The organism is Pseudomonas sp. AB39(2026), from assembly GCF_059831485.1.
Genome location: NZ_CP195212.1, coordinates 3,940,965 through 3,965,246 on the forward strand (window position 1 = coordinate 3,940,965; position 24,282 = coordinate 3,965,246).

The following is a 24,282-nucleotide window of genomic DNA, read 5'->3' on the forward strand; positions in this document are numbered from 1 at the left end:
TGGATTGATAGCCTGAGGCGTTTCGCTGTCCACAAGGTATCCCTTGTGTCAGGAGCGCCCCGTGGCCCATTCCGAAAACGGCTTCATTCATCCCCTGGACGTGCCCCTGGCCGTTGGCAACCTGCCCATGCGGGCAGACGGTACCCTGGCCGTGGTCGAAGCGGTTCAACTAGGCCGTAACGGCTGGGTGCCTAATCATCCGCACCTGCCGGTCATTCTCTACCGCCAGGTGCTGTCCCAGATCAGCGACCCGGCAACGGCCTTCGAGCAACTGCTGGGCGTGAATCATTGGCCTGCTCAGTGGCGAGATGGCGTGTTCGAGTACCATCACTACCACTCTACAGCCCACGAAGTGCTGGGCATTGCCGAAGGAAATGCACGCCTGGTAATAGGCGGGCCCGGCGGCCATGAACTGGACGTGCAGGCCGGTGACGTGCTGTTGCTGCCTGCAGGTACCGGGCACTGCAGGCTTGGCGCCAGCAAGAACTTCCTGGTAGTAGGTGCCTACCCGGCTAACGCGCGTTTTGATATCTGCCGGGAAGCGCCTACCCCTGAGCAGTCCCACGCCATTGCCAAGGCCACGTACCCACCGTCCGACCCGGTATTTGGCGCCCAAGGGCCATTCCACGTGCTATGGGGGGTTGCATCATGAGTACAGGGCGCCTGGGTTTTGCCTGCATGTACCGCCATTCCCACCGTAGCTTGGCAGTCAAAGAGCTGGAGGCCATCGAAAAGGCCTTCAACCCGCGCACGACCACCCTACGCTGGATCAGCAATGCCACGGTAGAGGCGGCCGAGACGAAGCTGTTGCAGTTGATCGAACACAACCTTGAGGCGCAGCTGAGGTTGCTGGCGTATGTGGCCGAATTGCCGAAGGAACTGCACATGCTGCGGCTGAGCAGTGACCTGCTGCCGCTGTACAGCCACCCCAGCGTGGCCGCTTTCTACCAGACGTCCACGTTGCAGGCCTACCTCCAGGAACGCTTTAGCGAAATAGGCGAGTATGCCCGGCGGGCTGGCATCCGCCTGTCATTCCACCCCGGCCAATACTGCGTGCTAGGGTCGGACCGCCCGGAAGTCGTGGAAAACAGCTTGGCAGAATTTGAATACCATGCCGACATGATTCGCATGATGGGGTATGGCCAGCAGTTTCAAGACTTCAAGTGCAACGTGCACATTGCCGGGCGGTCGGGCGTCGCGGGTGTAAGGGCCGTCTGGCCGCGGCTTTCGGACGTGGCACGCAATACCATCACCTTCGAAAACGAAGAGAAAACCTACGGCGTGAATGACTGCCTGGAAATGGCAGACCTCGCACCTGTGGTGCTGGACATCCACCATTGCTGGATCAATGAGGGCGACTATATCGACCCCCACGGTGACCGCGTGCAGCGCATTATCGAAAGCTGGCGTGGCGTGCGCCCGGCCATGCATTACTCCCAGCCCCCTGAGCACCTGCAGGCCCTGGGTTTCGCCCCCGGTGCCCCACTGGAAATGCCGGCCCTACTGGAAAAGGTCAATAAACGCGACCTGTACCTGCACAGTGCGCGCATGTGGAACCAGGCCACCAATGACTACGCACTCCAGTTTCTCGACCGCTTTGACATCATGTTCGAGGCCAAGGAAAAGAACCTGGCCACTCTGGAGTTCTATCAGCGCTACCTGATGAATAGGTGAGCATGGGAATAAAATATTAGGTACCGGATGCCTGTCTGAGCCAAGCTGTAGTAGGGTAAAGCAGGCATATGCCTTGCATAGGCCTAGGGGGCTCGTTATGATGCTTGCAAAAGGTGGGGGGCAGGATATGCGAACAGTCTCGATTTTTAAAAATGGTAAAAACCAAGCCATACGTTTGCCAGCTGATATGGCCTATACAGATGTAGGCGAGCTGGAAATCACGCGCCATGGGGATACCATTACACTTCGGCCTGTACGGCCCAGCTGGCTCTCATTGGGTCAGTTGACCAAAGCAAAAGATGACTTTCTTAACGAGCGCCCAGTCGTCATAGATGATGAGGGCAGGTTTTCGCTGTGATCACGTATATGCTCGATACGTGTATCTGTTCCTTCATCATGCGTGAACACCCAGAAGCCGTGCTGCTGCGCCTTTCACATGAAGCCAGCCAAAACAACCGCATAGTGATTTCTGCCATTACCTATGCGGAGATGCGCTATGGCCAGGTAGGGAAAAAAGCATCTTCAAGGCACAAGGTATTGGTTGATGAGTTCGTAAAGCGGCTTGACGATATCTTGCCTTGGGACCTGTACGCAGTAGACCAGACGATTTTAGTAAAAAGCCAGCTGAGCAAGGCTGGCACAGTGATTGGACCAAACGATACGGCGATTGCGGGGCACGCCATTGCCGCCGGTTGTACTCTGGTAACCAACAACGTGCGGGAGTTCAGCCGTGTGCAACGTCTGAAATTCGAAGACTGGGTGGCCTAGCAGCCGGCACGAGATTCAAAGGAACTTCCGTTTCCCCACAAGGCTCCTCTTCTAGGTATTCATTTCTATCAGAGGAGCCCCTGATGCCTGATTCAAACGGCAAGATCCGCTATGGCGTAGTAGCTGGTGGATGGATTTCCCAAGGCGCTTTCATGCCTGGCGTTGGTCAGACAGACAATTCGGTAATGACCGCGTTGGTCACGGGCGACCCCGTCAAGGCCGATCAGTTGGCCAAACAGTACGGGCTCAAGAGCTACAGCTATGAGCAATTCCCTGACCTGCTGAAGTCTGGCGAAGTAGACGCCGTGTACGTTGCCACGCCTAACTTCTATCACCGGGAGTTTGTGGTGGCTGCACTGGAAGCCGGCATCCATGTGCTGCTGGAAAAACCCATGGCGACGACGGAAGCGGATTGCAAGGCGATGATCGAGGCAGCAGACAAGTCTGGCGCCAAGTTGATGATTGCCTACCGCCTGCACTCCGAGCCAGGTACGGTAGAGATGATTCAGCGGGTGCATGCCGGCGATTTCGGCGACCCACGGCTATTCACGTCAACCTTCACTCAAACCGTGAAGCCCAGTAACCATCGCATGAAGAATGGCTTTGCTGCCGGGCCTGTGTTCGATATGGGGCCTTACCCGCTGAACATGGTGCGCCAACTGTTTGGGGCTGAGCCCATCGAGGTCAGTGCGGTGGGCATCAAGACGCCAGGTAGCGAAATGGATAGCTGGGACACGGTCACGGTCTCGCTACGTTTCCCTGAAGAGCGCTTGGCTCAGTTCACCGTCAGCTGCACCTTGCCAAGCGCTGAGCGATTCCAGTTGCTGGGGACAAAGGGTGAGATTGAGGCGTCGCCGTGCTTTGGTTTTGGCGAAGGCGTAGCCATCAGTTACCGCGCGACCCTGGACGGTGAGACCCAGGAAACCACCCATCCCGTGGTCGATCAGTTCGCAGGCGAAACGGCTTACTTCTCCGACTGCATCCTCAAAAACCTCGAGGTGGAACCGGATGGTGACGAAGGCTGGCGCGATGTACGTGTGATCACCGCCATCGAGGAGGCATTGAAAACAGGGCAGGCCCAGAAATTAGAGCCGCTGCCACCCAAGCGTACGGTTAAACAGGACCAGCAACGGCAGTTCCAATTGGCCGAGGTGCCTGAGTTTATCAATACTGAATTGCCGGTGGGGTAAGCCCTCCTTAAAGCCATAAACCACAAAAAAGCCCTTGTAGCGTTCACTGCAAGGGCTTTTTCATTATGGGGTAACGATTAGACGTTAAACCGGAAATGCATCACATCGCCGTCTTTGACGATGTATTCCTTGCCTTCCAAGCGCCATTTGCCGGCTTCCTTGGCACCGCTTTCGCCGTTGTACTGGATGAAGTCGTCATAGCCGACCACTTCGGCACGGATAAAGCCTTTCTCGAAGTCCGTGTGGATCACTGCAGCAGCCTGGGGGGCCGTGGCGCCAATGCGCACGGTCCATGCACGTACTTCCTTCACGCCAGCGGTGAAGTAGGTTTGCAGGTTGAGCAGTGAGTACCCTGCGCGGATCACGCGGTTCAGGCCAGGTTCTTCCAGCCCCAGGGATTCCAGGAACATATCCTTCTCTTCGCCGTCGTCCAGCTCGGCGATTTCGGCTTCGATCTTGTTGCACACCGGCACCACCAGTGCGCCTTCTTCTTCGGCAATGGCCTTGACCACGTCCAGGTGCGGGTTGTTCTCGAAACCGTCTTCGGCCACGTTGGCGATGTACATCACAGGCTTGCTGGTAAGCAAGTGGAAGGCACGGATCACCTGCTTTTCATCCACACTCATGGTTTTCATGAGGCTGCGGGCTGGCTTACCTTCGGTGAAGTGAGGGATCAGGCGCTCAAGCACAGCCTTCTGTGCCAGTGCATCCTTGTCACCGCCTTTGGCATTACGCGTAACCTTCTGCAGTTGCTTCTCGCAGCTGTCCAAGTCGGCAAAGATCAACTCCAGGTCGATGATCTCGATGTCCCGCTTGGGGTTTACGCTGTTGGAAACGTGAATCACGTTTTCGTCTTCAAAGCAGCGCACCACATGAGCAATGGCATCGGTTTCCCGGATATTGGCCAGGAACTTGTTGCCCAGGCCTTCGCCCTTGGAGGCACCGGCCACCAGGCCTGCAATGTCCACGAACTCCATGGTGGTGGGGATCACGCGCTCAGGCTTTACGATCGCTGCCAGCGCATCAAGGCGAGCGTCGGGCATCGGCACGATACCGCTGTTGGGCTCGATGGTGCAGAACGGGAAGTTTTCCGCGGCGATACCGGATTTGGTCAGCGCGTTGAACAGGGTGGACTTGCCCACGTTAGGCAGGCCGACGATGCCGCAATTGAAACCCATGGTACAACCCTCTGTGTGAAGTCAGGCCTTTTGGCTGTGCAGCGTTCTCATTGCCCGGGGCCAATCCCCGGCAAGGATGTCTGGCAACACGCCGAGGGCGAAGTCGATACTGGCGTCGAGTTTCTCCTGCTCGGCGCGAGGTGCGCGCCCTAGCACGAAGCCCGATACCTTGCTGGCATCTCCTGGGTGGCCGATGCCAAGCCGCAGGCGATGAAAGCCGTTCTGGTTACCCAGCTGGGCAATGATGTCGCGCAAGCCGTTGTGCCCGCCGTGGCCGCCGCCCTGTTTGAGCTTGGCCACACCAGGCGGAATGTCGAGTTCGTCGTGAGCCACCAGGATCGATTCCAGCGGAATGCGATAGAAACCAGCCAGCGCGGCAACAGCCTGCCCGCTACGGTTCATGTAGGTGGTGGGGATCAACAGGCGAACATCCTGGCCCTTGTGGCTGAAACGCCCTGCAAGGCCAAAGAATTTGCGCTCGGGAACCAGGCTGATGTTCTGGTCACGCGCAATACGCTCAACGAAAAAAGCCCCTGCGTTATGCCGGGTCTGTTCGTATTCGGGGCCGGGGTTTCCCAGGCCGACGATCAACTGGATGGCGGTCACGTCAGGGGCTCTTCTCTGAATGCGTGCATAGCGTATGAGGAAGGGCGGGGCACCTAAGTACCTTACCCTTCCGCAAGGGCTTGGCTGATTACTCGGCCGAAGCTTCGCCTTCTGCTTCTTCCTGAACGCGCGGCAGGTGAACGTTGGCAACAGCCAGGTCGTTACCGTGCGCCAGTGCAACGAATTCAACACCAGCAGGCGCTTTCACGTCCGACAGGTGAATGATGGTACCGACTTCGGCGTTGGCCAGGTCGACTTCGATGAACTCAGGCAGGTCTGCTGGCAGGCAGCTGATTTCCAGTTCGGAAACAACGTGCGAGATTTCGCCGCCTTTCTTCACTGCTGCTTCCTGGTTCATGAAGTGGATCGCTACAGTGGCGGTCAGCTTCTGGCCAGCAACTACACGGACGAAGTCAGCGTGCAGTACGTGGCCTTTGGCAGGGTGACGCTGCAGGGCCTTGATCAGAACGTTCTGCTTGGTGCCACCAACATTCAGCTCGATCACGTGAGCGTAGGCCGCTTCGTTTTCCAGCAGTTTTGCAATTTCCTTGGCCATCAGGCTGATGGATTCAGGGGCTTGCTCGCCGCCGTAGATAACGGCAGGTACTTGTGCAGCGAGGCGACGCAGGCGGCGGCTCGCACCTTTCCCCAGGTCGGAACGCGATTCGGCATTCAAAGTGAAATCAGTCATGTTGTCTCTCCAATTGGCCCTTGAGCTACCCGACACTTGCGACCAGTGCGGGGAGGGTAGGGCAAAAAAGCCCCGCCCTGACAGGTGTCGGGGCGGGGCGTGTTCGTCAGCAGGGCGTTCGCAAGGCCTGAGCCTTAACGGAACATCGCGCTGATCGATTCTTCATTGCTGATGCGACGCATCGCTTCGGCAACGACAGGTGCGATATCCAACTGGCGGATACGCGAGCATGCTTGCGCCGCGGCGGACAACGGAATGGTGTTGGTCACCACCAGTTCGTCCAGCACGGAGTTTTCGATATTCTCGATGGCACGGCCCGAGAGCACCGGGTGGGTGCTGTAGGCATAGACCATGGCAGCGCCGTGGTCCTTCAGGGCCTTGGCCGCATGGCACAAGGTGCCGGCGGTATCGACCATGTCATCGACCAGGATGCAGGTACGGCCTTCCACGTCCCCGATGATGTGCATCACCTCGGAGTGGTTGGCTTTCTCGCGACGCTTGTCGATGATGCCCAGATCGACGCCCAGTGACTTGGCAACAGCACGCGCACGCACTACACCGCCAATGTCAGGGGAGACGATCATCAGGTTTTCGAAACGTTGGTCTTCGATGTCATCGACCAGTACGGGCGAGCCGTAGATGTTGTCGACGGGAATATCGAAGAAACCCTGAATCTGGTCGGCGTGAAGGTCCACAGTGAGTACGCGGTCGATGCCGACCACAGTCAGCATGTCTGCAACCACTTTGGCACTGATCGCTACCCGGGCCGAGCGAGGACGGCGGTCCTGGCGGGCATAGCCGAAGTAGGGGATCACTGCTGTGATACGCGACGCAGAAGAACGGCGGAAGGCATCTGCCATCACGACCAGTTCCATCAGGTTGTCGTTGGTAGGGGCGCAGGTGGGCTGAATAATGAACACGTCTTTACCACGAACGTTTTCATTGATCTCAGTACTGATTTCGCCATCGGAGAACTTGCCGACGGAAACGTCACCTAGCGGGATATGCAGCTGACGTACAACACGCCGAGCCAGATCGGGGTTAGCATTCCCCGTAAAGACCATCATCTTGGACACGCGCAGTACCTGCCGGCTGGGGTATACCTGGATGAGTATAGAAAATGGCAGGGGCGGCTGGATTCGAACCAACGCATGGCAGGATCAAAACCTGCTGCCTTACCGCTTGGCGACGCCCCTGTAGCGGATCATCGAGTGCCGAGCACTCGCTTCTTTAGAACAGTGTTTCCAGCTTGCGATGCAACATCGAAACGTTGCTTCCTTTCGCTACAAACCCTGTGATGGTATCTGTCAGAAGGGCCAGAACTTTATCAGCTTCAGCTTTGTTTGGGAAGGCCCCAAACACACAACTTCCAGTACCGGTGAGTCTAGCTGAAGTAAATTTACTTAGCAAACTCAAAGCGTTACGAACATCTGGGTAACGCTGCTCTACTATGGGTTGGCAGTCATTTCTGCTGTTTCCCCTGAGAACGGAGCGCACTTTAATGGGGGGAGAGTCTCGTGTCAACAACGGATCTGAAAAAATTTCTGCTGTACTTACAGCCACTTGCGGAACAAGCACCAGGTACCAGGGTTCTGGCGGGTTTACAGGCGTCAGCTTTTCACCGATACCCTCCGCAAATGCGGCTCTGCCGCGTATGAATACCGGTACATCGGCCCCTAGCGCCAGCCCCAGTTCCGCCAGGCGATCTTCGCTCCAGTGCGCCTTCCACAGGTGGTTAAGCGCTACCAGCGTAGTTGCCGCGTCCGAGCTGCCGCCACCTATTCCGCCGCCCATAGGCAACACCTTCCGCAGCCAGATATCAGCACCAAGGCCTATGCCGGCCTCCGCCTGCAGCCGACGGGCGGCTTTGACGATCAGGTTGCTGTCGGCCGGTACGCCTTGGAGTTCGCCATGTAACTGAATGACGCCGTCCTCGCGTACTGCAAATTCCAGCTCATCGCCATGGTCCAGAAACTGGAACAAGGTCTGTAACTCATGATAGCCGTCGGTACGGCGCCCCAGAATGTGCAGCATCAGGTTGAGCTTGGCAGGCGCGGGCAGGGTCAGGCGAGGCTGTGACATTCAGCGGCCCAGCTGGCGTGGCTGCCAGTCCTTGATTACCAGGGTCACGTCCAGGTCCGGGCCATGCACTTTCATGCGCTCGGGCAGCCAGTAGGCGCCTTGCTGGCTGTAGCGGGTGTACTCCACTGTCCAGCCGTCCTGTTCAAGGCGTGCCAGGCGGCTATCGCCATCGAGTGTCAGGCTGCTTTTGCCTTCTGGCGCTGGCAAGCCGCGTACCCAGTACACCAGGTTGCCGACAGGCAGGCGCCAGCCCAGTTGCTGCTGGAGCAGGTCTTCAGGGGTAGCGGCCTGGTAGCGCCCTTGGTTGGCCACTTCCAGGCTTGCATCACCAGGGTGGCCCGTCAGCCGCGCAGCGCCACGGCCCAAGGGGCCGGACAGGCGAATGTCGTAATAGTCCTGGCGCTGCAGCCAGTACAAAGTGCCGCTGCCCGAGTCATTGGGCGCACGAATGCCGACTTTGCCGGAAATTTCCCAGCCATCAATGGCAGCAACTTCAGTTTTGTGAGCCCGCCAGCCCTGTGCCGTACCTTGCCCTTGCACAGCTTCCTGCGGGCCAAGGCCGGCACAGCCAGCGAGTAAAGTAACGAGCAAAAGGGCACAGCAATTACGCAACAGCATGGGTCAGGGCTTCTCGGAACCGGTGAGGCGCAGCAATGTACTGCGCAAGGTAGGGCTGTCTGGCTGGTCTTTGAGGGCATTACCCCATACCTGACGCGCTTCGCGTTGTTTCCCGCGAACCCAGAGCACTTCGCCGAGGTGAGCGGCGACCTCGTGATCGGGGAACTGGGCCAGGGCCTGGCGCAACAGGGTTTCTGCGGCTTCAAGGTTGCCCAGGCGATAATTCACCCACCCCAAGCTATCCAGCACAGCGGGGTCGTCCGGGTTGAGTTGGTGGGCTTTTTCGATGAGCGTTTTGGCTTCGGCAATGCGGTCGGTACGGTCCGACAGGGTGTAGCCCAAGGCATTGAGTGCCATGGCATTGTCGGGTTCGCGTTGCAGAATGGTACGCAGGTCCGTCTCAAGCTGGCCAAGGTCACCGCGCTTTTCTGCCAGCATGGCACGCGTGTAGAGCAGGTTGGAATCGCTAGGGAATTTCCCGAGGGCTGTTTGCAGTACTGCCCACGCCTGGTCGTTCCTGTTGTTGTCGGCCAGGGTTTCGGCCTCCACCAGGTACAGTTGTGCCGCATAGTCCGGGTTGGCAGCGCGTTGTGCGGCCAGGCGACGGGAGGCTTCTGCGGCTTGGCCGTTGGCTGTAAGTATGTCGGCCTGTCGCAACTGGGCGGGAAGGTAGTCAGTACCTGGCCCCACTAGCGCGTATTGGCTGAGGGCTTGCTGGGGGTTGTTGCGTTCCTCGGCGACCCTGCCCAGGTTCAGGTGGGCAGAATCTACGTGGGCGCCGCGTGTTACCAAGTCGTTCAGGTAGCCCTCGGCCTCATCCCAGGCTTTCGCTTCCAGGCACACCAGTGCCAGGGAATAGCGCAACTCATCGTCGTCTGGGTTCTGCTGTAGCAATACCTGGAACTGGACCTTGGCGTCTTCGATGCGGTTCTGTTCAACCAAAGTACGGGCCAGTGCAAGGCGCAGGCGTTTGTCCTCAGGTGCCTTGCGTACCGCCTTGTCCAGCAAGGGAACCGCTTCGCTCCCGCGGTCAAGGTTTTGCAGGAGGCGGGCGCGCAACAGCACCGGGGCGATTTCCTCGTCCTTGGGCGGGTTGCGTTCCAGCAGGGTCAAGGCTTCCTGAGCCTTGCCATCTTGCTGCAGCAACAGGGCCTTGCCAAAAATCAGTTGGCCGTTACCTGGGTACTTGGCCAGCAGCCGTTCAAAGCCATGAAGCAGGCCGTCTCGCGTAGCCTGGTCGGTCTCGGCCGCCGACAGCGCCAGAAAGTCAAAGTGTGTATCGCCTTTGCCCTGGAGCACTCTCTCCATATAGGCCATGGACTCGTCGTAGCGGCCCGCCCGCGCCAAGGCAATGGCGGCTGCCCGTTGTGCGTCAAGGTCTGCTGGCGCGGTGCGGGCCCATATGAGTGATGTTTGAAGGGCAGACTGGTCCGCACCCATGTACTCGGCGATCCGGAAGGCACGTTCGGCCACGGCCGGGTCCTGGGTTTTCTGAGCCTGGGTAACGTAATTGTCCAGCGCAATGTCGAAGCGGTTTCGCTGGCCTGCCAGCTCGGCAGTGAGCAGGCTATAAAGCGTTTCTTCGGTGAACGAGCCATACACCACCGGCGGAGCGGGTGGCGCAGTGGGGGCCTCGGCAGCGGCAGGGGCCGCAGTTCCGTGGGTGGCAGCCCAGTTTTGGCAGCCGCCTAGCATGGCGAGAGCGAGAAGCAACGCGGGGGATTTTTTCATAGGGGGGGAATCGAGCGGCTTACCTGCAGTGGTGGGCATCATGACACAAGCCGGACGGCAATACCCATACAGGCGGCTTTATGTCATCCGTCTATTGGGACAATAGAGTACGGTGGTTGTTCTGAGCTTGATGAAGTAGGACAATTGCCGGCTCAGAATCCCTTCAGCGACAGTGCATGGCCTTCATCGCCCTCGGTATCAACCACAAGACCGCCTCGGTAGACGTGCGCGAGCGCGTGGCATTCACGCCTGAGCAGCTGGTTGGGGCGTTGCAGCAGCTGTGCCAGCGTACCGGCAGCCGCGAAGCCGCGATTCTGTCTACGTGCAATCGCAGCGAGCTGTACATCGAACAGTCAAGCGCCGAAGCCGAAGCGGTATTGGCCTGGCTCGCCGAGTACCATCAGCTCAGCGAAGCCGAGTTGCGGGCCTGTGCCTACGTGCACGAAGATGCCGACGCCGTGCGCCATATGATGCGTGTGGCAGCCGGGCTGGACTCGCTGGTGCTGGGTGAACCGCAAATCCTGGGCCAGATGAAGTCCGCCTATGCGGTAGCACGTGAAGCTGGCACCGTTGGGCCATTGTTGGGTCGGCTGTTCCAGGCCACCTTCAATGCCGCCAAGCAAGTGCGTACCGATACGGCCATTGGTGAAAACCCGGTGTCCGTGGCGTTTGCGGCGGTCAGCCTGGCGCGGCAGATCTTTTCGGACCTCCAGCGTAGCCAGGCACTGCTGATCGGCGCGGGAGAAACCATTACGCTGGTCGCCCGGCACCTTCACGAGCAGGGTGTAAAACGCATCGTGGTCGCCAATCGCACCTTGGAGCGGGCCAAGGTACTGGCCGAGGAGTTCGGTGCCCATGCTGTGCTGCTGGCCGATATACCCCAGGAACTGGTCAATAGCGATATCGTGATCAGCTCCACTGCCAGCCAATTGCCAATCCTGGGCAAGGGCGCTGTGGAAAGCGCCTTGAAGTTGCGTCGGCACAAGCCCATTTTCATGGTGGATATCGCGGTACCCCGTGACATCGAGCCTGAAGTGGGTGAACTGGACGACGTGTACCTGTACACCGTGGACGACCTGCACGACGTAGTGGCCGAAAACCTCAAGAGCCGGCAGGGCGCTGCCCAGGCTGCTGAAGAGATGGTGACCGAAGGGGTGACCGACTTCATGGCCCGGCTGCGCGAACTGGCCGCGGTAGATGTGCTTCGGGCCTACCGGCAGCAGGGTGAACGCCTGCGTGACGAAGAGCTCCAAAAGGCCCAGCGGTTGCTGGCCAACGGGGGTAATGCTGAAGAGGTACTGGCGCAGTTGGCGCGAGGCCTGACCAACAAGCTGTTGCATGCCCCGAGCGTACAGCTCAAGAAACTCTCCGCCGAAGGCCGCCTCGATGCACTGGCCATGGCTCAAGAATTGTTTGCCCTCGATGAGGGCGCTACGGACAGACCTCTGTAATGAAAGCGTCTTTGCTGAACAAACTGGATATCCTCCAGGAGCGCTACGAAGAAGTGACTGCGCTGCTAGGGGATGCCGAAATCATTTCCGACCAAACGCGATTCCGTAGCTTTTCCCGTGAGTACGCGGAACTGGAACCGGTGGTTGCGGCGTTCCGCCAGTGGCGCAAGGTTCAGGAAGACCTTGAAGGTGCACAAGCGCTGCTCAAGGACAACGACCCGGACCTTCGTGAAATGGCCGTTGAAGAGGTGCGCGAAGGCAAGCAGCAGTTGGCTGACCTGGAGCATACCCTTCAGCGCATGCTGTTGCCCAAGGACCCGAACGACAGCCGTAACGTCTTCCTTGAGATACGCGCCGGCACCGGCGGCGACGAAGCGGCGATCTTCTCTGGGGACCTGTTCCGCATGTATTCGCGCTACGCCGAAAAGCGCGGTTGGCGGGTGGAGGTGCTGTCCGAGAACGAAGGTGAGCACGGCGGCTATAAAGAAGTGATTGCCCGCGTAGAGGGTGACAACGTCTACGCCAAGCTCAAGTTCGAATCCGGCGCACATCGCGTACAGCGTGTGCCGGAAACCGAATCCCAGGGGCGTATCCATACGTCAGCCTGTACCGTAGCGGTGCTGGCCGAGCCTGATGAGCAGGTGGCGATCGAGATCAACCCGGCCGACCTACGCGTAGACACCTACCGCGCTTCGGGCGCGGGTGGGCAGCACATCAACAAGACCGACTCGGCTATTCGTATCACACACTTGCCTACGGGTATCGTTGTGGAGTGCCAGGAAGAACGCTCCCAGCACAAGAACCGCGCCCGTGCCATGGGCTGGCTGTCCGCTAAGCTCAACGACATCCAGACCAGCGCCGCGCAGAACGCCATTGCCAGTGAGCGCAAGCTGCTGGTGGGCTCGGGGGATCGCTCGGAACGTATTCGTACCTACAATTTTCCTCAAGGGCGGGTAACCGACCACCGTGTCAACCTTACCCTGTATTCCCTTGACGACATCCTGGCAGGCGGCGTGGATGCGGTGATCGAGCCCCTGTTGGCCGAATACCAGGCAGACCAACTGGCGGCCCTGGGTGAATAAATGACTATTATTGCCAGCCTGCTGCGTGAAGCGCAGCTTCCCGATTCGCCCACCGCACGCCTGGATGCCGAGCTGCTCCTGGCTGCGGCTTTGGGTAAAAGCCGCAGCTACCTGCGTACCTGGCCAGAGCGCATCGTGGGCAGCGAGGCTGCCCAGGTTTTCCAAAGCTATGTGGCACGCCGCCGTGAAGGCGAGCCGGTAGCCTACATTCTGGGCCAGCAAGGCTTCTGGTCGCTGGACCTGGAAGTGGCGCCTCATACACTGATTCCGCGGCCGGAAACCGAGCTGCTGGTGGAACTGGCCCTGCATTGCCTACCGGTCGAGCAGGGGCGTGTGCTGGACCTGGGCACCGGCACCGGGGCCATCGCCCTGGCATTGGCATGCGAGCGCGGGGCCTGGGACGTGGTGGCAGTAGACCGGGTCCCCGAGGCAGTGGCCTTGGCCGAACGCAACCGGGCCCGCCTTGGGTTGGCCAATGTGAGCGTGCGCATCAGCCACTGGTTCAGTGCGCTGGCCGGTGAGCGTTTCGATATGATCGTGAGCAATCCGCCTTATATCCGTACCCAGGATCCTCACCTGAGTGCAGGAGACGTGCGCTTCGAACCTGCCAGCGCGCTGGTATCGGGCAACGATGGCCTGGACGACATCCGTCACATCGTGGCCTCTGCGCCTGAACACCTGACGCCCGGTGGCTGGCTGATGCTGGAACATGGGTATGACCAGGCGGCGCAGGTACGGGAATTACTGGCACGCCAGGGCTTTGAGCAGATCGAGAGCCGCATCGACCTGGGTAACCACGAACGCGTGACCCTGGGGCGCCTGGCGTGCTAAGCGATGAGGAGCTGCTGCGCTATAGCCGGCAGATATTACTGGCCCAGGTCGATGTAGCCGGCCAGCTCAAGCTCAAGGCCAGCCGTGTACTGATCGTTGGGCTTGGCGGGTTGGGCTCACCCGTGGCCTTGTACCTGGCGGCTGCGGGCATTGGCGAGCTTCACCTGGCAGATTTCGACACGGTGGACCTCACGAACCTGCAGCGGCAGGTGCTTCATGGCACCGAAGCAGTAGGGCAGCCGAAGGTGGTATCGGCCATGGCACGCCTGCGCAGCATCAACCCTGGGATAGCGCTGGTGCCCCATGTGCAGGCACTGGACGCTGATAGCTTGAGAGGCGCCATAGCGGCTGTAGACCTCGTTTTGGACTGTTCCGACAATTTCGCCACCCGCAGCGCGGTAAACGCCGCCTGTTTTGAGCAGGGCAAGCCATTGGTGAGCGGTGCTGCCATTCGCCTGGAAGGGCAACTGTCGGTATTTGACCCGCGCTTGGCCAGTAGCCCCTGCTACCACTGCCTGTATGGCCATGGCAGTGACACCGAGCTTACGTGCAGCGAGGCCGGGGTACTGGGGCCAGTCGTTGGAATGGTGGGTAGCCTTCAGGCGCTTGAGGCGCTCAAGGTGCTGGCCGGCTTCGGAGAGCCGCTGATAGGGCGCCTGCTGTTGATCGATGGGTTCACATCGCGCTTCCGCGAGTTACGGCTCAAGCGTGACCCGCAGTGCCCAGTCTGTCAGGTGCGCGGTGGTTGAACGTGCAGGCGCGCCGGTGGGCGTGTTCGACTCCGGCGTAGGGGGGCTTTCCGTTTTAACGGAAATCACCAGGCTGCTTCCCAACGAATCGCTACTGTATGTCGGCGATTGTGGCCACATGCCCTATGGCGAGAAGAGCCCTGAGTTCATCCGCAGCCGGTGCATTGCCATTGCCGAGTTCTTCCGCGCCCAGGGCGCCAAGGCGCTTGTGATTGCGTGCAACACAGCGACTGCAGCAGCAGCGGCAGACCTTAGGCAGCGCTACCCAGGCTGGCCCATCATTGGGATGGAGCCTGCAGTCAAACCTGCTGCACAGGCAACCCGCAATGGCATTGTCGGGGTGTTGGCCACTACAGGCACCTTGCAGAGTGCGCGCTTTGCCGCGCTGCTCGATCGTTTTGCAATGAGCGTGACCGTTGTAACTCAACCTTGCCCAGGGCTGGTAGAGCTGATCGAGCAAGGCGACTTGCACAGCCCTGCCTTGCGGGCGCTGCTGATGCATTACTTGACCCCCCTTCTGGCTGCAGGGTGCGACACGCTGATCCTTGGGTGTACCCACTACCCTTTCCTCAGGCCGTTATTGGCAGAGCTTCTTCCTGAAGATATAGCGTTGGTGGACACTGGCGCAGCCGTGGCGCGACAGCTGCACAGGCTACTGGCAAACGAGGCTCAATTGAGCACCACAGCCCCAGCGCCTGTTCAGTACTGGACGTCCGGGAACGTGCTGCATTTCCATAAAGTCTTGCAGGCATTCGGCATGGGCAGTGATGGCGTACACATCTTCGAAACATGAAAGAACGTGCGCGATTGGTTGGCCGTAGGCTAGCCCTGCCTTGGCAGATTCTTGAAGGCTGACAGTGCCCGCCTGCGGCTTTCGCCCAGGTCCACGATGGGGACAGGGTATGCTAGGTCACCGGGGAGGGGGTGGCCATGCGCCGGAGCATGCACGTGCTTGGGGCTAAGCGGTTTCAGTTCAGGGACCCACGCCTTGATGAACACGCCCTGGCTATCAAATCGCGCCGATTGGCTAACAGGGTTGAACACCCTGAAATAAGGCACTGAATCCGTACCCGTGGACGCGCTCCACTGCCACCCCCCGTTATTGGCTGCCAGCTCTCCGTCGATCAAGTGCTGCATGAAGTATTGCTCGCCTAGGCGCCAATCAATCAACAGGTTTTTGCTCAGGAACATGGCGGCAATCATGCGTAAGCGGTTGTGCATCCAGCCAATGGTCTTCAGTTGGCGCATGGCGGCATCGATGATAGGGATGCCTGTACGGCCTTCCTGCCAGGCCGCGAAGTCCTCAGGCGCATTTCGCCAGGGCAACGCTTCTGTGTGCTGACGGAAAGCCCTATGGCGAGAGACCCGGGGGTAGCCCACCAGGATGTGCTTGTAGAATTCCCGCCATAGCAATTCGCCTATCCAGGTAGTGGCGCCGACGCTGCCGCTATCCAACTCGCCTTGGTTGCTTAATAGCGCTGCAGCCAAGCATTGGCGTACCGAAAGGGCGCCTGCATTCAAATAAGCTGACAGTTCACTGGTGCCCGGTCGCGAGGGCAGGTCCCGTGCAATGTGATAGTCGTGGATGGCCTCATCTGTAAAAGCCGCCAGCCGCCGCTGAGCTTCGCCCTGCGTGGCAGGCCAGTGCTCCTGAATACGTTTGGAGGGTGCTGTGAAGCCTGTTACCTGGCTAGGTAATGCATCACTGTGAACCTTGATCGCCGCTTGCTTGCGTGGTGTACCACCCGTCGAAGGCGTGCCCAACCGCAGCTGCTCCAGGCAAGCGCGCTTGAACTGGCCGAATACCTGGTAATAGTTGCCTGTTTTCGTAAGTACGGTGCCGGGTGCGAACAAGCTTTGGTCAAGGTAACTGTTGAAGCTTATCCCCGCCTTTTCCAGGTAGGTGGCCGTGGCTGTATCCCGCTCCCGCTCATTGAAGCCGTACTCTTCATTGCAATGAACGCCTTGTATGTTCTGCTCTTGGCAGAGTTTGCCCAAGGCGGCTGGAACATCACGCCAATGAGGAATCGTGCGAATCAGCAAAGGAATGTTTACCGCTGCCAGCTGACGCTCCAGAGTAGCTAATAGCCGCAACCAGAAATCCACTTTACAGCTGGCGTCATCATGGGACGCCCATTGCGCGGGGCTGACTACAAACAGCGCTAAGGTAGGCCCCCGGCTGCTGGCTTCGAGCAAGGCAGTATTGTCTTCGAAGCGCAGGTCTGTGCGCAGCCAGACAAGCTGGCGCGGTGCGTCGTGGGGCATGGTAATCCTTCGATGATCGTGCAAAAGCCTTACGGAAAAGGTTAGAGCAGGTTGCGTTGACGCAGGGCGAGTTGCGCAGCCAGAGGGTCATTGGCCAACATCACGTCGCGCATTGCTTCGTGCTCCTGCAGGGCCTGACCGTGAATGACAACAGCAGGGCCTGCCAGCAGCACCGGGCATGGACAGTCCTCCAACTGACGAGCCAACATGTCCACCTGCAGGGGGCGGCTGGCATAAACGACCAATGCACGGGCAGACAGGCGTTCTACGGCCAGCATCAGCTCCCCTGCCGGCAGCGACCAATCCAGTACTTCAACCAAGCAATCAGCGCTGCTTGCAAGCCATGCCGTTAGCCACAGCTCCGGGTCGAAAGGCACTTCGCTGTACTTGACCAGCAACAACGGCGCACCGCTGAGTTGGCGATTATTGTGGTACAGCCGCGTACCCAGCTTGCTCCGCAGCCATCCATAGAAGAAAGCACGCTCAAGGTTCGCGCCGAATTGCTGCTGCCACCGTACATTCAGATCGGCCAACAGCGGGAGCAGCAAGCGCTCGCACAGCGTAGCCGGTGGGTACAGTGCCATTGCCTGGTTGAACTGCTCGTCCAGGCGCCGCTCAGCCAGCCCAGCAATGGCTTGCATCAGGCTTTCCCGTAATGGGACCCAGTCGCTGACAGCGGGAGCCTGGAAGCGCTGCTGGGGTGTATCCAGTAGCGCTTTGATCTGGCTAACCGAAACACCTCGGTTCAGCCAAGTGATAACGCGCTGGATACGCTCAAGATGCGCGGGCGAATACAAGCGGTGCCCTTTTGGGGTACGGTGGGGAACGATAAGGCCATAGCGCCGCTCCCAGGCGCGCAGGGTCACAGGGTTAACGCCTGTTCGCCTGGACACTTCACGGATAGGCAGCCAGCCTTGGGCTATGGCATTGTCTGGCAACACATCGCTGGCGGCGTTTTCCTCGAGATAGGGAGATTCGGGAAGGGCTCTCATGATTCAAATCGCATTGCGAAGGCTCAATTTTTCCGGATGCGGTTGCAGGTACACCTGTGCCGCAATGTAGGGATGAGGATTAAGGCGGAATAAATGCTTGATTAGGGTAAGCGGTACCACCAATGGGACGATACCCTCCCGGTACTGCGTAATAAGGCCTTGTAGCTCTTGGCGACCAGCGCCATCGAGCACCCCATTAAGGTAACCGGCGATGTGCTGCAACACATTGGTGTGCGTGCCGCGGGTCGCGCACCGGCGCAATGCCGCCATTAGCTGGCTGAAGTATTGAGGAGCGACCTCTTCAAGGTCCATCTGCCCCATGGACCCTAACAGGTGACCTAGCGCCTTGTATTGTTCAGGGTTGTTGGCCATCAACTGGTATTTGTACCGCGCATGGAAGGCCAGCAGCCGGCCCTTGGTCAACCCACCTTTTATTAAATGCTGCCAATGGGCGTAGGCGTAAACTCGAACCAAAAAGTTTTCCCTAAGTACGGGGTCGCACAGGCGCCCGTCTTCTTCGACGGGGAGGTCAGGGCGCGCCGCACAGAACGCCTGAGCAAATAGACCTCGACCTCCTTGCATCTGCGTAACGCCGTTTTCGCGGTACACCTTGACACGCTCAAGGCCGCAAGACGGTGACTTGTGCATGAAGATATAGCCAGAAATATCGCCCAGCTCAGTTGCCATCTGCTCGCCGTAGCGCAACAACGGCTCTGTGACGTCCAGAGACGGGTTGACACTGCCCAAGGCTTTTGGAGCGTCTGGATCACCTACAAGCCGGATAGGCTCGCGAGGCACACCCAGGCCCACGGCCATTTCCGGGCATACAGGTGCAAAGTCGACGTATTCGCCCAATACTTGAGTACAGTACCTGGAGGTCTTATGGCCACCGTTATAGCGGACCTCCTCCCCGACCAGGCACGCACTGATGCCGAGCTTTGGGCGAAAGCCTTCAGGCAAGGGTGGAAGGTCAGTAGAGAAATCCCGCATAGCAACCTCTAAAAATTGTACAGGCTATAAAGTTTGTACAGTTAGCCGATCATAGGTTCCCTGTAAAAAGAAGCCAACAGCGCTCAACTGACGATTGCCCACTGGTTAATCCAGCTGTTCTAGCAAACGACGGGCAGCTTCCTGCCCACTCAACCACGCACCTTCTACTCGCCCAGACAAGCACCAGTCACCGCAAACATAGATCCCAAGGCTCGCATCGGCCAGTACGCCCCATTCGTGATTGCCCGCCGGGCGTGCATAAAGCCAGCGTTGGGCCTGTGAAAAGACAGGTGCAGGTACTGAGCAATTGATCAGTTCGGCAAAAGCGCCATGCAGCCGTTCCACTACCGTGGCAGGCTCAAGGTCAAGGTGCTGGCGGCTCCATTCACTGGTAGCGTGCAGTACCCAAGTGTCTGCCAAGCTGTGACGCCCCGGCTTGCTATGGTCCTGCGCGAACCAATCCAGGGCGCTGTCTTGCACGAAACAGCCCTGCAGGCGAGTTTCCAAAGGCGTCTCAAACGCCAGTGCCACAGCCCAGGTAGGGTTCATCGTCACACCGGCTACAGCGGCAGCAAGCTTGGGTACGGTTGCCAGCAACGCAGTGGCCTGGGGGGCTGGCAGAGCGCATATCACATGGCTGAACGGCCCATGGCTGGTGCCTTCGGCATCCAGCACATGCCAATAGTCCTGGCCCCGGAAAACCTCGCTGACCCGGCAGCGGTAGGTGGCAGGTATATCCTGCGCCATGGTGCGCGTGATGGCGCTCATGCGAGGCGTGCCTACCCATCGCGTCTGTTCGTCGGGGGAAGGGGTCAATTGCCCGGCGCGTGCGTGGTACATCTGTGGCTGCCATTCGGCAATACAGCCCTGAGCTTGCCATTGCTGCACTTGGGCCACAAAGCGGCGGTCTCGCGCTGTAAAGTATTGCGCGCCCATGTCTAGCGAACCTACCTCACTGCGCTTGCTGGCCATACGGCCGCCAGGGCCTTTGGCTTTTTCAAACAGATGAACAGGCTTGCCTGCTTTCATCAGCGCATTGGCGGCCGACAGCCCGGCGATGCCAGCACCGATAATGGCGATGGGTACAGTCATAGTGTCCTCTTTACTGGTTTCCGTGAGTCAGGCGTTGTGTGTCAAAGCCTGTACAATCGCGAAAGCGAGTATAAGTACGCGTTAGCGGTCTTTTCTCTGCATGTCCTCGATTATTCTGAGACCAGCCTCAGTCATTAGTGCCTTGTCTGAACAAAAATAGACCCACTGCCAGAGGGTCTGGTGAACAGGAGAGACACCCTTATGCATATTCTGCTGACAGGTGGTACCGGCTTGATCGGCACTCACGCGTGCCGTCATTGGCTTAGCCAAGGGCATCGGCTGACGGTGTGGAGCCGTCATCCTGAGCGGGTGCCTGAGCTGTGTGGCGCAGGTGTTCGAGGCATTGCCACGCTTGAAGCTCTCCAGGGCGAACCCGTGGACGCCGTGCTCAACCTTGCTGGCGCACCCATTGCTCAGCGGCCCTGGACTCGCCATCGGCGCGAAGTGCTTTGGGCCAGCCGCATCACCCTCACAGAACAGCTGGTGGCATGGCTGGCGTCACAGCAGCAACGGCCACGTGTGTTGATTTCCGGCTCTGCAGTAGGCTGGTATGGCGACGGGGGGGAGCGACAGCTGGATGAAGAAGCCTCTCCAGCCAAGGAGGACTTTGCCAGCCGGTTGTGCACCGCCTGGGAAGAAACCGCCCTGGGCGCCGAAGCCTTGGGCATGCGGGTGGTGCTGCTACGTACGGGGCTGGTACTCAGTGCCGATGGCGGGATGCTGGCACAGTTGCTCAGGCCGTTCCGCCTGGGGCTGGGTGGGCCCATAGGCAACGGCCGGCAATGGATGCCGTGGGTTCACATGGCTGACCATATCGCCTCGATTGATTTCTTGTTGAACAACGAAGCCGCCAGCGGTCCTTATAATGCGTGCGCGCCTCACCCTGTGCGCAACCGTGAGTTTGCCAAGCAGTTGGGCAGGGCGCTGCACCGGCCAGCCGTCGTTCCGCTACCTGCGTTTGTGCTCAAAGCAGGCCTGGGCGAGATGTCTGGGCTGCTGCTGGGCGGGCAGCGGGCGGTGCCTGCCAGGCTGCAGCGCGCCGGTTTCACTTTTGGTTTCCAGGCGCTGCCAAGCGCCCTGGATGATCTGCTTCACCGCTCTTGAATCAGGACCCCGCATGACCAACCACGCATTGTTGCTTATCAACCTGGGCTCACCGGCGTCTCCTGAAAAGGAGGCTGTGCGGCGCTACCTCAATCAGTTTCTGATGGACCCCTATGTGATCGACGTGCCCTGGCCACTGCGCCGCCTGATCGTATCACTGGTGCTGATCAAGCGACCGGAACAGTCTGCTCATGCGTATGCCTCTATCTGGTGGGACGAAGGCTCCCCGCTGGTAGAACTGACGCGGCGGTTGCAGGCACAGGTCGCGCCCCGCTGGTCCCATGGCCCAGTGGAGATCGCCATGCGCTACGGAGAGCCTTCGATCGACAAGGTGCTTCGGGGTCTTGCCCAGCAGGGTGTGAAAACCGTCACGCTGGCTCCGCTGTACCCACAGTTCGCCGACAGCACCATCACTACGGCGGTGGAGCGAGCACAGCAGGTGGTCAAAGAGGATAACCTGGGCCTTGAGCTCAAGTTGCTGCCTCCGTTCTATGATCAGCCAGCCTACATTGACGCGCTGGTGGCCAGCGCACAGCCATGGCTGGAACACGACTTCGACCACTTGTTGCTTAGCTTCCACGGGTTGCCAGAAAGCCATATCAGAAAGCTGCTGCCTAAAGGTAGCCGGCACGACCTCAGGGCGGAAGACTGCTGCCGTAACGCCTCTGCTCAGGAGCGGGCAGTGTGCTACCGCGGCCAGTGCATCCACACTGCCCGCGCCTTTGCACACCGGATGGGGCTACCCGAGGGCAAGTGGTCGGTCTCGTTCCAGTCTCGCCTGGGCAAAAACAAATGGATCGAACCCTACACTGAGCCTGTGCTCGATGCCCTGGCGGCCAAGGGTGTTAAACGCTTGTTGGTCATGTGCCCGGCGTTTGTAGCGGACTGCATCGAGACACTGGAGGAAATCGGCATTCGCGGCGCCGAGCAGTTCCGTGAGGCAGGGGGCGAGGAACTGGTACTGGTGCCTTGTCTGAACGATAACCCGCAATGGGCCGATACATTGACTGGGCTATGCGAGCGGTTGGCCCGATAACCCTAAGTACAGGGTGGCTTTCCTGCTGTGATGGGTAGGGGGCCACGCTTCAGCATGCAGCGTCCCTTACCCGAAAGGATGCACCCATGACTGACGAAGTGACCCCTGCACTGCAAAGCACCTATGCCTTGGATCAGCTGACGCGCGTGGCGGGTGCATCAAGCGACCTGTCCTTTGCGCAAGTGATGCTTCCTGTGTTCGAAGGCAATCTACCTGTTCTTCTGTTCAAGGCATTGCGCACCGCCTTGTTGAACGCACAGGTGGCCAATCCTGCCCTGCACGTTACTCAGTTAGAGGCGGGCCTGGCTGATTACGATTATGAAACCCGTACCCTGCGGGTGTCGCAGGTTGGCCTCGACGAAGCAGTGGCAGACCCTGCAAAGACCACGGGGCTGTTGCTTGCCATGATCGAAGCATTCGGCCACCACGTTGACAACATTTTGCGCCATGATTTTGCCGATGCATTGCCGGACCCAGACGTTGCATTTACAGCAACGCCGACCGAACTAGGCGGACGGTATGCCGCCAGCGTGACGTTCATGGACGCAATTCCTAAAGATGGCGTGAGTTTTGGCCACTACACAACGGGTAATTTCGACGGGCCGCTATCGCTGAAATTGCCAGCGCTGGTGCCTGTCAAGGAGGCCGCAAAGGGGCAGCGCTCGCGTCGAAACAAACGCTTTGCCGAAGGGCACGGCAATCCGTCGGAAGGCGAATTTGGCCATGCTTCCATAGAGCGTGCCCCACTGCTGGCAGTGGGCTTCACAGAAGAGCAGTGCGAGCGGATCTATTTTGGCAACTGGCTGCGGGATCACTCGCAACTAGTGGACCCAAAATTGGTACGGGCACCCGGCGCTCCCTGTAGCTTTCCGGCGTTACTGTCCCGGGATGCACTTACGCGGGTAGTTGACGTACTGGCGGCCAAGGAATTTCATGCACTGGAAGCGGATGAGGCAGGTCGAGCGGAGTACACCGTTACCCCGGACATCCTTTTAGTCTATCGCCCACGGGAGCATATCGATAACCCGCTCAGTCTCGATAAAGATGCTGTTGACCCTCGAACCATCGATCCTGATTTTGACCCGCTGATCAAGCCTGGCGACCCACTTGACGGCATTCATACCAAGTACTCACTTCCCCTTCATTTCAAGTTCGCAATCAGTTACATGCGTCGTAAGCTAAGGGCTGCACAGGCTGAGGGCATGACGCCGGCTGGGTTTCGTTATTTTGGCGAGGCGCTTCATGTGCTTGAAGATCTGTTTGCGCATTCCAATTATGCAGAACTATGCCTGCGCAAGTTGGGGCATGCCGATATAGCGGTCTGGACCGTCCCCAAGGAGGATACGGCCCACAAGCTACCACTGATAACTGGCATGTTTGGCGGTACTGATGTGGTCTCAAGCGTTGCCGAGCCATTAGCCAAGGCATTGTTTCCCTTGGACGGGCTGGATTACCAAGGCATTGAACCTGGGTACCGCAGTGACACTGAAAAGATGCTGTTGATTATGCTCAAGGATATGGGTGAGCACAAAGCGCATGCAGCCTTGGAGCAAGCCCTGGAGCAGCGGGACAAGGCTGTGGAAAATCCTTTGTTCCAAGCCGTACATAGGGCCTCATGGATAGCTAAGCTACCGCTCAATGCCCTCAGCTACGCCAAAAACCTGGTAATGCAACCGTTGCTCAGGTGGGTCGGGGACAACCTGGGTTACTGGACAATGGATGCCGATCCAAACCAAGTAGCCGGGGTGCCTGCCACGCACACTCAACTTGCCAAGGACCACGGGACCCACCCCCTTCACGGGTTGACAGTAGCACTGGCACAAAGCGCGGTCGAAAGGGTAGGGCGTGCAATGTTCGAAGCCTGGCACAGAAACCCGTTGCGCCGGCCTGACTACCTGGCTGCAAGCTACTTTGTGCATCCTCACACCCCAAGCGTTAGCTGGTACATCCCGATTGTTCAGGCATGGGTGGAGGCCAACCCGGACAAATTGGCTCAGGCGGGCCAATACCTGAAGGTCCTTCAAATTCGCCTCGATGAACTCAATGAGGCCAGGGCTCGGCTGAAAGCGTTGGGCAATGACGATACCCACAAGATCAAGGAGTACTCTGAATCGCTAGCGATGTTGGGCTTTAGCTGATCGGCTAAATCCCC

24 protein-coding genes and 1 tRNA gene are annotated in these 24,282 nt (G+C 59.0%); 13 read left to right on the plus strand and 12 right to left on the minus strand.

The window, feature by feature from the left end; all coding sequences use genetic code 11:
- The first annotated feature begins 61 nt into the window (after nt 1–61).
- The 5 genes from ACSAMW_RS18050 (at nt 62) to ACSAMW_RS18070 (ending at nt 3,632) form a co-directional block, all read left to right on the plus strand.
- On the plus strand, nt 62–652 hold the full coding sequence (locus tag ACSAMW_RS18050) for a cupin domain-containing protein (RefSeq protein WP_500591452.1): 591 nt from the start codon (nt 62–64) through the stop codon (nt 650–652).
- Nucleotides 649–1,674 (plus strand): UV DNA damage repair endonuclease UvsE, encoded by a 1,026-nt coding sequence (gene uvsE, locus ACSAMW_RS18055; protein ID WP_500591453.1) that lies wholly within the window; start codon nt 649–651, stop codon nt 1,672–1,674. The genes ACSAMW_RS18050 and uvsE overlap by 4 nt, the downstream gene beginning before the upstream one ends.
- A gap of 97 nt (nt 1,675–1,771) precedes the next feature.
- Nucleotides 1,772–2,032, plus strand: a complete 261-nt coding sequence (vapB, locus tag ACSAMW_RS18060) for a type II toxin-antitoxin system VapB family antitoxin (protein ID WP_500591454.1) — start codon at nt 1,772–1,774, stop codon at nt 2,030–2,032.
- Entirely contained in the window at nt 2,029–2,442 is a 414-nt protein-coding gene (locus ACSAMW_RS18065; protein ID WP_500591455.1) for a type II toxin-antitoxin system VapC family toxin, read from the plus strand. The genes vapB and ACSAMW_RS18065 overlap by 4 nt, the downstream gene beginning before the upstream one ends.
- Before the next feature lie 83 nt (nt 2,443–2,525).
- Nucleotides 2,526–3,632, plus strand: a complete 1,107-nt coding sequence (locus ACSAMW_RS18070) for a Gfo/Idh/MocA family protein (RefSeq protein ID WP_500591456.1) — start codon at nt 2,526–2,528, stop codon at nt 3,630–3,632.
- A gap of 77 nt (nt 3,633–3,709) precedes the next feature.
- Here ACSAMW_RS18070 and ychF read toward each other — a convergent pair whose 3' ends face one another.
- From ychF to ACSAMW_RS18110, 8 genes are all read right to left on the minus strand, one after another.
- Nucleotides 3,710–4,810, minus strand: coding sequence for a redox-regulated ATPase YchF (gene ychF, locus ACSAMW_RS18075; RefSeq protein WP_500591457.1), 1,101 nt, complete (start codon nt 4,808–4,810; stop codon nt 3,710–3,712).
- A 21-nt stretch (nt 4,811–4,831) separates the two neighbouring features.
- The gene (pth, locus tag ACSAMW_RS18080; RefSeq protein ID WP_168082626.1) at nt 4,832–5,416 is read right to left on the minus strand and encodes an aminoacyl-tRNA hydrolase; all 585 of its coding nucleotides are present in this window, start codon (nt 5,414–5,416) and stop codon (nt 4,832–4,834) included.
- An 88-nt stretch (nt 5,417–5,504) separates the two neighbouring features.
- The gene (locus ACSAMW_RS18085; protein WP_500591458.1) at nt 5,505–6,107 is read right to left on the minus strand and encodes a 50S ribosomal protein L25/general stress protein Ctc; all 603 of its coding nucleotides are present in this window, start codon (nt 6,105–6,107) and stop codon (nt 5,505–5,507) included.
- A 134-nt stretch (nt 6,108–6,241) separates the two neighbouring features.
- The gene (locus ACSAMW_RS18090; RefSeq protein WP_168082623.1) at nt 6,242–7,183 is read right to left on the minus strand and encodes a ribose-phosphate pyrophosphokinase; all 942 of its coding nucleotides are present in this window, start codon (nt 7,181–7,183) and stop codon (nt 6,242–6,244) included.
- Between the two features lie 45 nt (nt 7,184–7,228).
- Nucleotides 7,229–7,303, minus strand: a tRNA-Gln gene (locus tag ACSAMW_RS18095).
- Between the two features lie 34 nt (nt 7,304–7,337).
- A complete protein-coding gene (gene ispE, locus ACSAMW_RS18100) occupies nt 7,338–8,189 on the minus strand; it encodes a 4-(cytidine 5'-diphospho)-2-C-methyl-D-erythritol kinase (RefSeq protein ID WP_500591459.1) in 852 nt (283 codons plus the stop codon).
- Nucleotides 8,190–8,807: a lipoprotein insertase outer membrane protein LolB gene (lolB, locus tag ACSAMW_RS18105; RefSeq protein WP_500591460.1), complete on the minus strand. Its 618-nt coding sequence runs from the start codon at nt 8,805–8,807 to the stop codon at nt 8,190–8,192.
- A gap of 3 nt (nt 8,808–8,810) precedes the next feature.
- Nucleotides 8,811–10,538: a tetratricopeptide repeat protein gene (locus tag ACSAMW_RS18110; RefSeq protein ID WP_500591461.1), complete on the minus strand. Its 1,728-nt coding sequence runs from the start codon at nt 10,536–10,538 to the stop codon at nt 8,811–8,813.
- A gap of 176 nt (nt 10,539–10,714) precedes the next feature.
- Here ACSAMW_RS18110 and hemA point away from each other — a divergent pair, with 176 nt between their 5' ends.
- Genes hemA through murI form a run of 5 tightly spaced genes read left to right on the plus strand, consistent with a single transcriptional unit; the run spans nt 10,715 to nt 15,444 of the window.
- On the plus strand, nt 10,715–11,989 hold the full coding sequence (hemA, locus tag ACSAMW_RS18115; RefSeq protein ID WP_500591462.1) for a glutamyl-tRNA reductase: 1,275 nt from the start codon (nt 10,715–10,717) through the stop codon (nt 11,987–11,989).
- Complete coding sequence (gene prfA / locus ACSAMW_RS18120) at nt 11,989–13,071, plus strand: peptide chain release factor 1 (RefSeq protein ID WP_500591463.1); 1,083 nt, start codon at nt 11,989–11,991, stop codon at nt 13,069–13,071. The genes hemA and prfA overlap by 1 nt, the downstream gene beginning before the upstream one ends.
- Entirely contained in the window at nt 13,072–13,902 is an 831-nt protein-coding gene (gene prmC, locus ACSAMW_RS18125) for a peptide chain release factor N(5)-glutamine methyltransferase (protein ID WP_500591464.1), read from the plus strand. It abuts the gene before it with no gap.
- Complete coding sequence (locus ACSAMW_RS18130) at nt 13,896–14,651, plus strand: molybdopterin-synthase adenylyltransferase MoeB (RefSeq protein ID WP_500591465.1); 756 nt, start codon at nt 13,896–13,898, stop codon at nt 14,649–14,651. The genes prmC and ACSAMW_RS18130 overlap by 7 nt, the downstream gene beginning before the upstream one ends.
- The gene (gene murI, locus ACSAMW_RS18135; protein WP_500591466.1) at nt 14,644–15,444 is read left to right on the plus strand and encodes a glutamate racemase; all 801 of its coding nucleotides are present in this window, start codon (nt 14,644–14,646) and stop codon (nt 15,442–15,444) included. The genes ACSAMW_RS18130 and murI overlap by 8 nt, the downstream gene beginning before the upstream one ends.
- A 29-nt stretch (nt 15,445–15,473) precedes the next feature.
- Here the strand turns inward: murI and ACSAMW_RS18140 are convergent, their stop codons facing one another.
- From ACSAMW_RS18140 to ACSAMW_RS18155, 4 genes are all read right to left on the minus strand, one after another.
- Nucleotides 15,474–16,916, minus strand: coding sequence for a cryptochrome/photolyase family protein (locus ACSAMW_RS18140; protein ID WP_500591467.1), 1,443 nt, complete (start codon nt 16,914–16,916; stop codon nt 15,474–15,476).
- Between the two features lie 41 nt (nt 16,917–16,957).
- Nucleotides 16,958–17,908 (minus strand): MerR family transcriptional regulator, encoded by a 951-nt coding sequence (locus tag ACSAMW_RS18145; protein WP_500591468.1) that lies wholly within the window; start codon nt 17,906–17,908, stop codon nt 16,958–16,960.
- 3 nt (nt 17,909–17,911) lie between these two features.
- Complete coding sequence (locus ACSAMW_RS18150) at nt 17,912–18,868, minus strand: YbgA family protein (RefSeq protein WP_500594069.1); 957 nt, start codon at nt 18,866–18,868, stop codon at nt 17,912–17,914.
- 135 nt (nt 18,869–19,003) lie between these two features.
- Nucleotides 19,004–19,990: an NAD(P)/FAD-dependent oxidoreductase gene (locus ACSAMW_RS18155; RefSeq protein ID WP_500591469.1), complete on the minus strand. Its 987-nt coding sequence runs from the start codon at nt 19,988–19,990 to the stop codon at nt 19,004–19,006.
- A 201-nt stretch (nt 19,991–20,191) separates the two neighbouring features.
- On the opposite strand from ACSAMW_RS18155, the gene ACSAMW_RS18160 reads away from it, so the two are divergent.
- The 3 genes from ACSAMW_RS18160 (at nt 20,192) to ACSAMW_RS18170 (ending at nt 24,268) form a co-directional block, all read left to right on the plus strand.
- Nucleotides 20,192–21,094, plus strand: coding sequence for a TIGR01777 family oxidoreductase (locus ACSAMW_RS18160; protein WP_500591470.1), 903 nt, complete (start codon nt 20,192–20,194; stop codon nt 21,092–21,094).
- Nucleotides 21,095–21,107: 13 nt separating this feature from the next.
- Complete coding sequence (locus ACSAMW_RS18165) at nt 21,108–22,130, plus strand: ferrochelatase (RefSeq protein WP_500591471.1); 1,023 nt, start codon at nt 21,108–21,110, stop codon at nt 22,128–22,130.
- An 86-nt stretch (nt 22,131–22,216) separates the two neighbouring features.
- Nucleotides 22,217–24,268 (plus strand): HET-C-related protein, encoded by a 2,052-nt coding sequence (locus tag ACSAMW_RS18170; protein WP_500591472.1) that lies wholly within the window; start codon nt 22,217–22,219, stop codon nt 24,266–24,268.
- Nucleotides 24,269–24,282 lie beyond the last annotated feature (14 nt).

Excerpts from the sequence above, each read along its gene's own strand:
- ychF (WP_500591457.1), bottom strand. The coding sequence starts at position 4,810 with ATGGGTTTCAATTGCGGCATCGTCGGCCTGCCTAACGTGGGCAAGTCC.
- ACSAMW_RS18140 (WP_500591467.1), bottom strand. The coding sequence starts at position 16,916 with ATGCCCCACGACGCACCGCGCCAGCTTGTCTGGCTGCGCACAGACCTG.
- ACSAMW_RS18145 (WP_500591468.1), bottom strand. The coding sequence starts at position 17,908 with ATGAGAGCCCTTCCCGAATCTCCCTATCTCGAGGAAAACGCCGCCAGC.
- ACSAMW_RS18165 (WP_500591471.1), top strand. The coding sequence starts at position 21,108 with ATGACCAACCACGCATTGTTGCTTATCAACCTGGGCTCACCGGCGTCT.
- ACSAMW_RS18070 (WP_500591456.1), top strand. The coding sequence starts at position 2,526 with ATGCCTGATTCAAACGGCAAGATCCGCTATGGCGTAGTAGCTGGTGGA.
- ACSAMW_RS18110 (WP_500591461.1), bottom strand. The coding sequence starts at position 10,538 with ATGAAAAAATCCCCCGCGTTGCTTCTCGCTCTCGCCATGCTAGGCGGC.
- prmC (WP_500591464.1), top strand. The coding sequence starts at position 13,072 with ATGACTATTATTGCCAGCCTGCTGCGTGAAGCGCAGCTTCCCGATTCG.
- ACSAMW_RS18170 (WP_500591472.1), top strand. The coding sequence starts at position 22,217 with ATGACTGACGAAGTGACCCCTGCACTGCAAAGCACCTATGCCTTGGAT.
- prfA (WP_500591463.1), top strand. The coding sequence starts at position 11,989 with ATGAAAGCGTCTTTGCTGAACAAACTGGATATCCTCCAGGAGCGCTAC.
- ispE (WP_500591459.1), bottom strand. The coding sequence starts at position 8,189 with ATGTCACAGCCTCGCCTGACCCTGCCCGCGCCTGCCAAGCTCAACCTG.
- hemA (WP_500591462.1), top strand. The coding sequence starts at position 10,715 with ATGGCCTTCATCGCCCTCGGTATCAACCACAAGACCGCCTCGGTAGAC.
- lolB (WP_500591460.1), bottom strand. The coding sequence starts at position 8,807 with ATGCTGTTGCGTAATTGCTGTGCCCTTTTGCTCGTTACTTTACTCGCT.
- ACSAMW_RS18155 (WP_500591469.1), bottom strand. The coding sequence starts at position 19,990 with ATGACTGTACCCATCGCCATTATCGGTGCTGGCATCGCCGGGCTGTCG.
- uvsE (WP_500591453.1), top strand. The coding sequence starts at position 649 with ATGAGTACAGGGCGCCTGGGTTTTGCCTGCATGTACCGCCATTCCCAC.
- ACSAMW_RS18085 (WP_500591458.1), bottom strand. The coding sequence starts at position 6,107 with ATGACTGATTTCACTTTGAATGCCGAATCGCGTTCCGACCTGGGGAAA.
- ACSAMW_RS18160 (WP_500591470.1), top strand. The coding sequence starts at position 20,192 with ATGCATATTCTGCTGACAGGTGGTACCGGCTTGATCGGCACTCACGCG.
- vapB (WP_500591454.1), top strand. The coding sequence starts at position 1,772 with ATGATGCTTGCAAAAGGTGGGGGGCAGGATATGCGAACAGTCTCGATT.